Source organism: Nocardia jinanensis, from assembly GCF_014645735.1.
In the GTDB taxonomy this organism is placed as follows: Bacteria; Actinomycetota; Actinomycetes; order Mycobacteriales; family Mycobacteriaceae; genus Nocardia; species Nocardia jinanensis.
The window spans coordinates 175797-188846 of the sequence record NZ_BMMH01000006.1; the positions used below are offsets into that span (position 1 = coordinate 175797).

Genomic DNA, 13050 nt, shown 5'->3' on the forward strand with positions numbered 1-13050 from the left:
CGCTCATGCACCACCACAACGAAGTCTTTGTCGACGGCCACTGGGTCCCCTCCCACAGCAGTCGGCGCACGCAGGTGATCAACCCCGCGACCGAGGAGGTCTGGGCGCACGTTCCCGATGGCGACGAACGCGATATCGACGACGCCGTACGGGCCGCGCGGACCGCCTTCCCCGGCTGGGCGAGCACGACGCCGGAGTACCGCGCGTCGCTGCTGCGCCGCCTCGCCGACGAGATAGACGCCCGCGCAGCGGATCTCGCGAAGATCATCACCGCGGAGAACGGCACGCCGGTCGCGGAGAGCGCTACGGCGCCGGGGCACAGCGCCGCGCATCTGCGACTCACCGCGGATCTCGCGGAGGTACTCACCATCCCCGACGACCGCCGTAACCCCATGGCACCCGGCCGTACCGTGGTCCGGCGCGTTCCCGTCGGGGTCGCGGGTTTGATCACCCCCTGGAACTTCCCCCTGGGCCTGATCATCATCAAACTCGGACCCGCGCTGCTGGCGGGCTGCACCGTGGTCGTCAAGCCCGCGCCGGAGACACCGATGGCTTCCCGGCTGTTGATGGACGCGGTGGCGGCGGCGGGTATCCCGGCCGGGGTGGTCAACCTGGTGACCGGTTCCACCCGGGCCGGCAGCGCCCTGGTCGAGCACCCCGGCGTCGACAAAGTGTCGTTCACCGGATCGACCGAGGTCGGGCGGTCGATCGCGCGAAGCTGTGGCGAACGTCTGCGACCCGTCACACTGGAACTCGGCGGCAAATCACCCGCGATCGTCCTCGACGACGCCGACCTCGCAGTCCTCGCCGCAAACCTGCTCGAGGTGTCGATGCGCAACACCGGGCAGACCTGCAAAGCCTGCACCCGGCTGCTGGTTCCGGCCGGTCGGCACGACGAATTGGCGGATCTCGCGAGTTCGGTGGTGGCGGCCGCGCCGATGGGTGATCCGCTCGACCCCTCGACCTTCTTCGGACCACTGGTCTCGGCCCGGCAGCGTGACCGCGTCGCCGGCTACCTGGAGGTGGGCCGGGCCGAGGGCGCCGTGCCGGTCACCGGCGGGAGCGTTTCCACCCGATTCGAGCGCGGCTACTTCGTCGAACCCACCGTCTTCGCGCAGGTATCCCCCGAGATGCGGATCGCCCGGGAGGAGATCTTCGGCCCGGTGCTGTCGGTGATCCCCTACCGAAACCTCGACGACGCCGTCGCTATCGCCAACGACTCGCCCTACGGATTGGCCGCCACGGTTTTCGGCGCCGACGAGCAGCGCGCCACCGAGGTCGCCGACCGGCTCGCGACCGGCAACGTGGGCATCAACCACTACGGCTCGAACGCCGCGGCTCCGTTCGGCGGGCACAAGGACAGCGGCCTCGGCACCGAATTCGGGGCGGAGGGCCTCGACGCCTACCTGCAGTTCACCTCGATCCACTATCAGTCCTGACTACCGGAAAGAACGATTCTGATGAGAGCAGCCGTCATGTGGGGCCCGGGAAAGCCCTTCGAAGTCCAGGAGATCGATATCGCCGCGCCCGCGCCCGGCTGTGTAGCGGTCGACCTGCACAGCTGCGGTGTGTGCGCATCGGATCTGTCGCTCACCACCGCTTTCGGACAACCTACCCCGGTGGTGTTGGGGCACGAGGGGGCGGGAATTGTCACCGAGGTCGGTGCGGGCGTGTCCTCGGTGCGGGCCGGCGACCATGTCGTGCTGGTGTGGGTCCCGCCCTGCGGTACCTGCGCGCCGTGTCGCCGCGGCGACGACTACCTGTGCGCCAACCGCCGGTCGTCGGCCGATGCCCGGGCGGGCAGAGCCGCCCGCCCCTCGCCTCTCAGCGTCGGCGGAACCTCGATCCACCAGGGCATGGCGACCTCGACCTTCGCCGAGCGGACCGTGGTCCCCGCCAACGCCGTGGTCCGCATCGACGACGATGTACCGTTCCCCGTCGCGGCCATGATGGGATGCGCGGTGCCGACCGGAGTCGGGGCCGCGCTGCGCAGCGCGAAGGTCCGGCCCGGTGACGATGTCGCGGTGATCGGTTGTGGCGCGGTGGGTCTGAACTCGGTCATGGGCGCGGTGGTCGCCGGCGCCGCCCGCGTGGTCGCCGTCGATCCCCTGCCGGAACGCCGCGCGCTGGCCAGGACCGTCGGGGCGAGTGAATCGCTCGAACCCGAGGGGTTGGGCGACTTGCGAAATATGGACGTCGTCATCGATGCGGTCGGCGCCCCCACCACGGTGTCGCAGGCGTGGACAGCGGTCCGGCGCGGCGGCACCGTGACCGTCGTGGGTGCCGGCCGGCCCGATCAGGTCGTCGAGATCAACGCCTACGAACTCTTCCACGACGACAAACGCCTGACCGGTAGCTTCCACGGCGGCATCAGCATGCACCGCGATCTGCCGATCCTCGTGGGACTGTGGCGCAACGGCCGGCTGCCCATCGAGAAACTCATCGACTCGACCGCGGACCTGAGCCGGATCAACGAGGTGGTGGCCGCACAGCAGAGCGGCAAGGCGCTTCGCATCGTGATGACGCCCCGGCCCTGATTGCCCAGCACGCACATCCAGAAAAGGTGATTATGAGCTTCGCAGCCCAGGAAGAATTCGACAGCCTGCACGGACTCCGGATCAAAGGGATGACCCAACCCGAGCACATCGCGTCGGCAACGGGCCTCGATCCCGCCGTGGTCCGGGAAGTACTCGATGACGCGGTCGCCCAGGGCCGGGCCCGCTCACGCACCGGCGGACGCGTGCAGGGCTACATGCTGACCTCGGCCGGGCGTGAGCGCCACGACGAACTCCGCGCCGACCATGTTCCCGACCGGCTCGACGATCTGGCCGGCGCCTACAAGGCGTTCCTCGCGCCGAACCGCGCGTTCAAATCGCTGACCACCAGGTGGCAGACCGAAGCCGCGGGCGAGGTGTCCGCGATCGTGCCGGAACTGCGCACGATCCACGAGAGCGTGACCGCGGTACTGGCAGCCGCGGTCGAGTCGGTCCCCCGCATGAAGAGCTACGAGCCGCGATTCGCGGACGCGCTCGCGGCATTCGAGAGCGGCGACGGTTCCGCGCTGGCCAAACCGATGTCCGGCTCCTACCACGATGTCTGGATGGAGTTGCACGAAGACCTCCTGCTCACGCTCGGGTGGGAGCGTTCCGACGCCGACGAGTAGGTGTGCGCGGAACACCGGCCCCGGCCGCGGGAGCCGGGGCAGTGCGCCACTCAGTCCGCCAGCGAGTCGGTGAGCCGCTGGACCGCGTCGAGATAGTCCTCGGCCATGGTGAGTACCACATCTCGGGCCGGGCGGGCGGTATTCATCAGTCCGACACCCTGCCCGACCCAGTAGGTCGCGAGGGCCTGGGCGCCCTCGTCACCGTTCTCGGCGAGCTTGTCGATCCGCCGCAGACTCGGTTCGCTGATCAGCGATTGCAGCGGCATCGGCAGTGCTTCCGGGCTCCCGTCGGCGGCCCACGCCTCGGTCCAGTTCGACCGCAGTTGGCGGGAGGGTTTGCCGGTCCGTCCTGTCGACCGCACGGTATCGCGCGAGGACGCGTGCAGCATTTTCCGCACCGTATGCGGCGCGGTTTCCGCTTCGGGTGTGGTGAGCCAGACCGACCCGGTCCACGCGCCGGCCGCGCCGAGCGCGACGGCGGCAGCCATCTGGCGGCCGGTGACGATACCGCCGGCGGCGAGGACGGGTACGCGACGGATGGGTTCGATCGCTTCGATGACCTCCGGTATCAGGACCATGGTGGTTACTTCGCCGCAGTGCCCGCCCGCTTCGGTGCCCTGCGCGATCAGGATGTCGACTCCGGCCCGAACCTGTTTGATCGCATGTTCTTTCGCGCCGACGAGCGCTGCGATCGGGATACCGGCCGCCTTGGCGCGGTCGATCATGAACGTCGGTGGGACGCCGAGGGCGTTGGCGATGAGCTCGATGGGGTGCCGTAGCGCGACATCCAGCAGCCGATCGCCGATATCGTCGGTCATTCCCGACCCGAACGCCTCGACGACGTTCTCTGGTGACGCCTCGATACCGTGCTTCATCAGCAGATCGGCGACGAAGCGGCGATGCGCTTCCGGCACCATACCCTGCAGCTGCTCCGGGGTGAGCTTCTGGCCTTTGCCCGCGAACTTCTCGGGCACGACGATATCTGCCCCGTACGGCTTGCCGCCGACGTGGTCGTCGATCCAGGCGAGTTCTTCCTCGAGTTGCTCCGGGGTGTGGGAGGAGGCGCCGAGGACGCCGAAGCCGCCCGCGTTGGTTACCGCGGCGACGACGTCTCGGCAGTGGCTGAACGCGAGTAGCGGGATATCGATTCCCAGCATGTCGCAGATCGGTGTCTTCATAGTGTTCCTCGGGGGATTCCGCTAGTTGTCAGTCTTCTTTGCCGGTCCAGGTGACGACTGCGTCGAGTGCCTCGACCGTGCTTCCGTCCACTCGCAGCGGGTTGACCTCCAGGGATTCGAGATCGCCGCCGAGCGCGAGGGCGAGGTCGCCGATACGGGCCACGACCTCGGCCAATGCGTCGAGGTCCGCGGGCCGAGTGCCCCGGACGCCGCGCAGCAGCGCGGCCGCCCGCAAACTTTCGATCAGTTCCCGGGCCTGCGCCGGGCTCACCGGCAGCGGTGACAGGGCCGAATCACCGAGGACTTCCACGAAGATGCCGCCGAGCGCCACCGCGAGGATCGGACCCCACTGGGGGTCACGGGCCACGCCGATCAGTAGTTCCGTGCCGCCGGACCGCATCGGGGAGACCAGCACGCCTTCCACCCCGGCGCCCGGGACGCGGCTCGCCGAACCCACCACCTCGGTGTAGGCGGCGGCGACGGCCTCGTCCCCGGCGACCCCGAGCCGCACCCCACCGATATCGCTCTTGTGCAGGATGTCGGGCGAGACGATCTTCAATGCCACCGGTCCGGCGAGTTCCGCCGCGGCGGCGACCGCCTGCTCGGCGGAGCCGACCAGTGTGCCTGGGACGACGGGAATTCCCGCGTCGATCAGCAGCTGCCGAGCGCTCGCTTCCGACCAGTTGCCGCGGCGTTCGGAAGATTCGGGTACCCGGACGGCCCGAGGTTCGGCGGACGGTCCCCTGCCCGCATCGCGGGTCGCCTCCGACCACCAGGCGAGATTGCGTAGTGCGACCACGGCCTGGCGAAGACCGGGGATAGCGTGCGGAACGTCCGCTTCCGCCATGACTTCCTTGGTGTAGTCGGTGATCGGCTCGAGGACCTGGTTCACATAGACGACCGGTCCACTCGCCCGCTGGATCCCGGCGCCGATGGCGTTCGCGAAAGCCTGGCCGCTGAACTTGCCGTCCCCCTCGCGCTCCCAGGGCAGGGTGTTGACCACCGCCACGACCCCGATCTCCGGGTCGGCGGATACGGCTTCGATGGAGCGGGTGAAGATCGTCGGGTCGATGATCGCGGCACCGGTCACGTCGAGCGGGTTCTGCACGGTGCCGTACTCGGGCATGATCTCGGCGAGTTTTTCCTGTGTGCCCGGGGCGAATTCGGGAAACCGCGCACCCAGGTCCTCGGCGCGATCGGCCAAGATATCGCAGGCTCCGCCGGATATCGACACCACGCCGATCCCGGAGTGCTCGAGGCGGCCCAGCCGGGCGGCGGTACCCGCGGTGATGAGCATGTCCTCGATGGAGTCCACGCGGATGATGCCGAGGTCGCGGAATATCGCGTCGATGGTGCGGTCGTCACCGACGAGCGCGCCGGTGTGGGCAGCGGCGGTGCGAGCGGACAGTTCGCTGCTACCGGCCTTGAGGACCACGATCGGTTTGCCCGCGGCGGCCGCGCGGCGGGCGGCGGTCCGGAACACCTCGGGTTCCCGAATGGTCTCCATGAAGATGGCGATGGCCTTGGTGTGCTCGTCTTCGACCAGGAAGTCCAGGACGTGACCGGCGGTGATCATCGCTTCGTTGCCGAGGGTCACCATGTAGGAGAGGTCGGCGCCGGACAGGGTGGCGAATTCGACCATCGCCTTCGAACTCGCGCCGCTCTGGGACAGCAGCGCGACCGAACCCGCCTCATGGGGCAACCCCAGGATCGGGGTCACCGGCGCATGGTCGACAAGATTGGCGAACCCGAGGTGGTTGGGGCCGAGCAGCACCATATCGAGCGATTCGGCATGGGCGACCAGTTCGGCTTGCGCCGCCCGCCCGGCTTCGCCCGCCTCACCGTAACCGGAGGACAGGATCACGGCGTTGCGGATCCCCGCTGCCGCCGCGTCGGTCAGGGCGTCGAGGGTGCCCGCTTGCGGCACCATCATGAATGCCACATCGACCGGTTGCCCGATCTCGGCACACGAGGTGACGGTGGGGCGCCCGTGGGTTTCCACGCCCCGGCGGTTCACCAGGAAAGTGCGGTCCGTGAAATCGAATTCGACGAGGTTGCGGTAGGCCGTGTTCGAGAACGGCGATTTGTTCGACGCCCCGACGAGGGCGACACTGCGCGGCCGGAACAGCGACCTGAGCCGTTCGGGGGTGATGACGCTGGACAATTCACAACTCCTTCGTGGTGAACGGTGTTACCGGGGCAGGCCGAGTCCGCGCGCGATGAGACCGCGCTGGATATCGTTCGTACCGCCACCGACGACGTACATGACCGACAGCCGGAGTCCGTATTCGAACGCGGTGTCGTAGCCGGGAACGGTCTCCAGAGCGCCCTGGGGCCCGAGGATTTCCAGAGCGGCCGCGCCGAACGCCTCGGCGGTCTCCCCGCCGAGGACACCGGCCATCGGCGCCTCCAGCCGGCCACCCCCACCGGTGGCGCCGATGGCAGCCGATACCAGCGCGCGGGTGGCCTGGATCCCCACCGCGATCTCGCCGAGCCGGGCGCGGCGGGCCGATCCACGCGGTCCGACGGTGCCGTCGATATCGGCCCGCACGACGCCGAGCAGATCGTCGAGCTGACGGTGCAACGCGGCCGCGATATTCCCCATGGTGATACGTTCCCCGGCGAGGGCGCTGGTGATGACCTTCCACCCGCCGTTGATCTCGCCGACCCGGGCGGAATCGGGTACGCGGACGCTGTCGTAGAACACGGTGCAGGAGATCTCGCCGGACAGCGCGCGATGCTGCTGCACGGTGATCCCCGGGGTGTCCATCGGCACCAGGAACACGGTGATGCCGGCGTGCCGCGGTGTCGCCTCCGGATCGGTGCGCACCGCCAGCCAGACCCAGTCGGAGCTGTGACCGCCGGTGGTCCACAGTTTCTGCCCGTCGATCACCCAGTCGTCGCCGTCGCGGACCGCGCGGGTCTTCAACGACGCCAGATCGGATCCGGCTTCCGGTTCGCTGTAACCGAGGCAGAACGACAGTTCACCGCGCCGGATGAGCGGCAGGAACTTGTCCTTCTGTTCCTGACTGCCGTGCTGCAGGATCGAGTTGCCCAGCAGCATCACCGCACCGAGCGCCTTGCTGATGGGTGCGCCCGAGTACGCGGTTTCTTCGTTGAGCACCACTTGCTCGGCCAGACCGGCGCCACGGCCGCCGAACTCCTCGGGCCAGGCGAACCCCAGCCAGCCCCGGTCGGCGACAGCGGCGATCAATTCCTTGTCCACCGCCATACTGCTGCGGGAGAACCGGTCCTCGTACTTCGCGAAGAGCTCTCGGACCTCGGCGCGGAACGCCTCTCCGGTCTCCCCCGCGTTCGGTGACGGCAGCGAGGCGCCGGTCTCCACCAGGACATCGACGAATTCACCGGTCGCCCGGGGGTAGTCCCGCAACCTGGTCACATCGGCGTGGACCCGGCGGAACAGCCAGGGCGCTTCGTGTTCCTCGAAGTAGCCGATCGCCGCGAGAGTGTGCTGAGCGCCCAGCTGCACCCGTGGCGCCACGGCCCGCACGTGCGCGACCGCGATCTCGGCCGACGCGGTCCAGCCGGCGGCGCAATCGGTCCATTCGGCCACGGCCGCAGCGATCAGCAGATTCCCGGCGCTGATATCGATCTGGCACGAGGCGATGCGCTGTTGAACCGCACCGAAACTACCGATCGGCCGACCGAACTGGTGGCGGGTCTTCGAATGTTCGACCGCCATCTCGTGCGCCCGCTCGGCCGCGGCCAGCGTCCGCGCGGCAAGTCCCAGGCGCAGCAGCAGCACGGCCTCGTCGGCCCGGGCGGGGTCGATATCGATCGTGTCCACCGTGGCACCGAGCGTGACGCGGGACCAGGCCGGCGCGGCCAAACCCGGCCGCTCCCGCACCTCGCCGATCTCCCGCAGCTCCGCCGTGCCGCCGGCGGGCGGAACGACGAGGACATGGGTGGCCGCGGTGGCCGCCTCGGCGTAGCCGATCTCGTCGCCGTCGGCCGTGGTCGCGACCACAATCCGCATCCGGCCGGATTCCACGGCGGATACGTCGGGCAACAGGCGCTCGGCCACGAACCCGTCCAGGACAGGGAGGGGGCAGGCCACCCGGCCCAGCTCCCGCGTGGCCGCCAGCGCGGCATCCAGGGCCTGCGCCGCGCCGAGTTCGAACCAGCCCTGTCCGGCGCCGGCCTGCCAGAGCTTTTCGAGGTCGCCGGACTCGGCGGCTGTCGCGTCGCCCCATTCCCGCCGGGCGGTTCCGGCTACCGCTTGGGCGAAGGCGGTCAGTTCGTCGTGTGCCGACATGATGATCCTCTATTTACTGAACAGTAATCGTCTGTAATAACCTCGACGGTATACTGACGGCCACCGTTCAGCAAGTATGAATCTGTAGTTCCGGAAGGTGACGCCGTGGCGCGAAGTACCAGCACGACCCAAGGGCGTCCGCGCGATCCCGATGTCGACCGGCGGGTCGCCGACGCCGCCATAGACCTGTTCGGCGCCGCAGGCTGGGCCGGATTCACCGTCGAAGCCGTGGCGAAACGAGCAGGGGTCGGTAAAGCATCGATCTACCTGCGGTGGCCGACGAAGGAAGCTCTGCTGCTGGAGGCGCTGCGACAGCGATTCAGCGGTGTCACCGCCGTCGAGCCGGCGAATGTCCGGGAAGAGCTCGTACAACTCGCCCTGCAACTGTTCCGGCGATACGTCGGCGATACCGGCCAGGCCGCCTTCCGGATCGCACTGGAAGCCTCCCGCATCCCCGGGGTGGCCGAACACTGGGCCGGTATCCGCAACTCGCAGGTCGTGGCCGCGCGCGCGATCGTCCGCCGCGGTATCCAACGGGGTGAGCTACCACCCGATACCCCGGTGACGCTGCTCCTGGACACCCTCAGCGGTGCCGTGATGAATCATGTGCAGACCACACCACCGGTAGCCCCGGAGGAGCGGGAGGCCGCAGCCGAGACCTACTCCCGCAAGCTGGTCGATTTCATCCTCGCGAACGCCACGGCGGGCTGACCGGGATCAGCCGACAGCCCGGCGAGGGATACTCGCCGGGCTGAGCAGGATTCCCGATATCAGCGGTTCTTCCATTGCGGTCGCCGCTTCTGCGCGAACGCTGCCGGCCCTTCGATCGCATCCGCACTGACCAGCAGTTCCTCCACCGCGGGCGACTGGTGGGTCACGGCGTCGAAAGTATCGGCGATACCTTGCGTTTCCTTCATGACCTGCAGCGAGATCCGCACAGACGTGGGGGAACCGTCGAGAATCTCCGCGGCGAGCGCCCGCGCCGCCTCCAACGCCTTGCCCGCCGGCGCGACCCGGTTGACCAGACCGTACGATTCGGCTTCGACAGCGGTCAGACGGCGGCCGGTCAAGATCATCTCGTTGGCCACGTTCGCCGGAACCTTGCGCGGCAACCGGATCAGGCCACCGGCGCCCGCGATGAGACCGACCTTCACCTCCGACAGCGCGAACCGGGCCGTCTCGTCCGCGACCACCAGATGACTGGCCAGTGCGATCTCGCAACCACCACCCATGGCGAAACCGTTCACCGCGGCGATCACCGGCTTGGGCATATCGCGTCGGCTGGTGAGCCCGCCGAACCCGGTCTTGGGTATCCACCTCGGCTTACCGGAGGCCGAGTACACCAGATCGTTGCCCGCGGAGAACGCCTTGTCCCCCGCGCCGGTCAGGATCGCGACCCACAGGTCCGGATCGGCGAAGTAGGCGTCGAAGATCTCCGCGAGTTCCTCATTGGCCGGCGGATGCAAGCTGTTGCGGACCTCCGGACGGTTGATGGTGATTTCCAGCAGATGACCGTCGCGGCGCACGAGAACATGCGCGTATTCGTCCCGGAACACCGCCGGACGCGACGGGAACAGTTGATCCATCCTTCCCTCGGTGGTGGTGACCCGGTTGCCGAAACCGAAGGAGCGCACATAGACCCGGCTACCGATCGGCTCGCCGGTACTCAGACGGTCGAGGATCTCGTCGTCGCCGGTCTCGGTCATAGCCACGAAACGCCGGTTATCGGCCTCCAGCCGGCCGATAACGACACCGGTACGGGAGCCGTTCCGGTCGTGTTTGACCGTGTAGGTCTCGATGACGCCCCAGCCGTCGGCGTGCACAGCCCGCTCCGGGGCGGGCCAGGAATCGATCTCGGCCTGCAACCGGGCACTGTGGCAGGCACGCCACGGTACGGGGGTGGTCGAGTAGATGCCGACGGAGTACTTGCTCATCGTGCCGCCGTTGGCGCCCACGAAACCGAAGGCGCCGGGCTGCGCGCGCATCCGTTGCACGGTCTCCGCGATGGCATGCATCGAATAGTTGTTGCCCGCGCCGCCGAAGAACGGCAGCCCGCCGGTCAGGGTGAGCCCACGGGGGTCGGCGGGGTCGATCCCGAGTCCGTCGCAGATATTGAACACCGGGATCGGGAAGCAACTGTAGAGGTCGACGGTGGCCAGATCGTCCACCCCGATTCCGGCGACCTCCAGCGCATGCTCGGCGGCCATCACCGAGGCCGGCCCACGGCTGAGATCCTGCCGGTCCAGCAGGCTGCGCTCACGCAGGTCGGCGTGACCGTGCAGGAACACCCACTTGTCTTCCGGCACCCCCAGCCGCCGGGCCGCGGCCACGGACATGATCAGCACCGCCGCGGCCTGGTTGACCTTTTCGCGGGCGACGAGATAACGGGTGTAGGGCTCGGCGATGATCCGGTTGGACTCCGTCGGGGTCACCAGTTCGTGGGCGCTGCGCTCCACCGGTGCGGACGAATACGGGTTCGCCGCGGCGACCTTGCTGAACGGAGCGAACAGTTCACCCATCGCGCTCGCGTACTCCGCACGTGACTGCTTCGAACGGGCCCGGCGGGCGTTGTCGAACAGCGCGTACTGGCTGGGTGCGTCGGTCAGGCCGTGGGTCCGGGACTGCTGCGAGCTCATGCCCGCGAGGCCGAATCCGCGGTCCTCGAGGCTGCCCTCGACATGCTCGGTGAAATCCGGCTTGTCCGGGGCCTTGGCCAGATGCTGCACGGTGGAGATGGCTTCGGACCCGAATACCAGCGCGACCTCGGAATCACCTGCCGCGATAACCGCGGACAGCTCGGTGACCAGGTGCTGCGGGCCCTGCCCGCCACCGACTTCCAGAATCGCCCGAGCGGGCGCCGCGCGGAGGCGGTTCGCCACCGACCTCGGGTAGTTGTCCGATTTGCCCAATGGGGCGGGCCAGCCCGGAGACGAGATCTCGAACTGCCGAATACCGGCGACGGTGTCGATCGCCGCGGCGATCGATGCGGTGTCCGCTGCGGTGTCATCGAGTGCTCCACGTGCTGCGTTTGCAGCGAGGTCCACGGCAGATAACCGCTGGTATCCGGGGGCATCGAGGCTCTCGGCGAACTGTCCGACACCCACGACCACCGGGGTGCGTGGGTCGAGATCGAAGTTGGTCATGCGTACTACTCCTGCTGTTGCCTCTGGTCGGGCAGCCCGGCGCGGCGTCCGGATCGCCCGGCGACTCGGTCACCCGACTTTCTAGACGTAATTCGTCTGAAACCAAGGCCGACTATACCCCGCCGGATCGGGCCGGCGACGAGACCCGGCCACCCGTCCGACGGCGGCGCCGCGATCCCGACCCGAGCCCCGACTCCCCCGAGCACGCAAATACGCCATTGGACCCACACATCGCGACAGAAAGGCCGGGTCCGGGATCTGTTATCAGGTCCGGAGCGATCCGGTGACCTCGATGGTCATCCTGTGACGTCACGGCCGATCAGCCCGGTTCGGCCGAGCGCGCACCGCGGTCCAACCGGATCGCAGCCTTCCGATACAGGCTGCGGGCCATCTCGACACTCGGTGCACGCTCGGCCATCTTGAACTGCCAGTACTGCATCCTGCCGAGCGGCCCACCGAAGAGATGGCGGGTGCGCAGGCGGTCCACAGCAAGATCGAGAGCAGCCTGCGCGACCCCCGACGGACGAGCCGGTCTGCTCGATTGGCAGGTGGTGGGGCGGGCGCCCGGGATGCGCGAGGTCGCCTACTTCCTCACCCACTCCATCGAGACCGAACTACGCCGCGGGCACGAGAAGCACCTGCTCCAGTGTCGAACCGTACCGAGTGAGTTGCCATGCCCTCATATCACTCTCCTGCCCGAGTGTCTGATGCCGTCTTCATCGCAAACTACCGCCGCGAATCGAGAACTCATCGCCGCGCCGGTCGCTCTGCACCAAGGTGCGATCTACCGCGGGAAGGAACATGTCCACGTCGGCCTCACCCATCGGTGCCTGTCCGTAGGCACGGTCACCCCACCGGAATGGTTTCGCCCGACTGCAGGAAGCACGATCCACCAGAGCGGTGCTCGGTGGCCTGAACTATATTGCGGGAGAGTGTTTTCGCGCCACCGCGCGAGTGCGGCGGCTACCCCCGCCAACCCTGCCGCCGAGGTCTCCCGATTCCCCAGGGAAGCAAAGCTCGGCCCACCCGTAGGAGCTATCGTGACACCATCGGAGAAGATCGCCCAGCACAACCGGTTTCACTACCGTGTGAACCCTGAGATCTGTGCCGGGCACGGCCGGTGTTACACATTGGCGCCTGATTCGTTCACCCCGGACGAGCTCGGTTACGGCCAGGCGGTCCACCACCTGCACCCTGCCGCGGAGCGGGACGCGATGGAACGTATTGCCCACGCCTGCCCCGAGGAAGCCATCGAAATCGCCCCGGCAGAGTGAGGCCGCCTCGACACTC

10 protein-coding genes are annotated in these 13050 nt (G+C 68.2%); 5 read left to right on the plus strand and 5 right to left on the minus strand.

Annotated features, from left to right (window positions below):
• Positions 1-5 precede the first annotated feature (5 nt).
• Genes IEY68_RS16310 through IEY68_RS16320 form a run of 3 tightly spaced genes read left to right on the plus strand, consistent with a single transcriptional unit; the run spans position 6 to position 3163 of the window.
• Positions 6-1439 (plus strand): aldehyde dehydrogenase, encoded by a 1434-nt coding sequence (locus IEY68_RS16310; RefSeq protein ID WP_062999513.1) that lies wholly within the window; start codon positions 6-8, stop codon positions 1437-1439.
• Between the two features lie 21 nt (positions 1440-1460).
• Positions 1461-2537 (plus strand): alcohol dehydrogenase catalytic domain-containing protein, encoded by a 1077-nt coding sequence (locus IEY68_RS16315; protein ID WP_062999515.1) that lies wholly within the window; start codon positions 1461-1463, stop codon positions 2535-2537.
• A 32-nt stretch (positions 2538-2569) separates the two neighbouring features.
• Complete coding sequence (locus IEY68_RS16320; RefSeq protein WP_062999517.1) at positions 2570-3163, plus strand: hypothetical protein; 594 nt, start codon at positions 2570-2572, stop codon at positions 3161-3163.
• 50 nt (positions 3164-3213) lie between these two features.
• Here the strand turns inward: IEY68_RS16320 and IEY68_RS16325 are convergent, their stop codons facing one another.
• The 3 genes from IEY68_RS16325 to IEY68_RS16335 are packed head-to-tail and all read right to left on the minus strand — an operon-like array spanning position 3214 to position 8617.
• Entirely contained in the window at positions 3214-4341 is a 1128-nt protein-coding gene (locus IEY68_RS16325) for an NAD(P)H-dependent flavin oxidoreductase (RefSeq protein ID WP_062999519.1), read from the minus strand.
• Positions 4342-4369: 28 nt separating this feature from the next.
• Positions 4370-6505 (minus strand): acetate--CoA ligase family protein, encoded by a 2136-nt coding sequence (locus tag IEY68_RS16330; RefSeq protein ID WP_062999521.1) that lies wholly within the window; start codon positions 6503-6505, stop codon positions 4370-4372.
• Between the two features lie 27 nt (positions 6506-6532).
• Positions 6533-8617: an acyl-CoA dehydrogenase family protein gene (locus tag IEY68_RS16335; protein ID WP_062999523.1), complete on the minus strand. Its 2085-nt coding sequence runs from the start codon at positions 8615-8617 to the stop codon at positions 6533-6535.
• Positions 8618-8722: 105 nt separating this feature from the next.
• Between IEY68_RS16335 and IEY68_RS16340 the strand changes: the two genes are divergently transcribed.
• Positions 8723-9328 carry a TetR/AcrR family transcriptional regulator gene (locus IEY68_RS16340; RefSeq protein WP_062999525.1) on the plus strand — a complete coding sequence of 202 codons (606 nt, stop codon included), beginning with the start codon at positions 8723-8725 and terminating at the stop codon, positions 9326-9328.
• 59 nt (positions 9329-9387) lie between these two features.
• Here the strand turns inward: IEY68_RS16340 and IEY68_RS16345 are convergent, their stop codons facing one another.
• The gene (locus IEY68_RS16345) at positions 9388-11760 is read right to left on the minus strand and encodes an acetyl-CoA acetyltransferase (protein WP_062999527.1); all 2373 of its coding nucleotides are present in this window, start codon (positions 11758-11760) and stop codon (positions 9388-9390) included.
• A 319-nt stretch (positions 11761-12079) separates the two neighbouring features.
• Positions 12080-12247, minus strand: a complete 168-nt coding sequence (locus IEY68_RS16350) for an acyl-CoA dehydrogenase family protein (protein ID WP_308434974.1) — start codon at positions 12245-12247, stop codon at positions 12080-12082.
• Positions 12248-12800: 553 nt separating this feature from the next.
• Here IEY68_RS16350 and IEY68_RS36260 point away from each other — a divergent pair.
• A complete protein-coding gene (locus tag IEY68_RS36260; protein ID WP_229718827.1) occupies positions 12801-13034 on the plus strand; it encodes a ferredoxin in 234 nt (77 codons plus the stop codon).
• Positions 13035-13050: the final 16 nt, after the last annotated feature.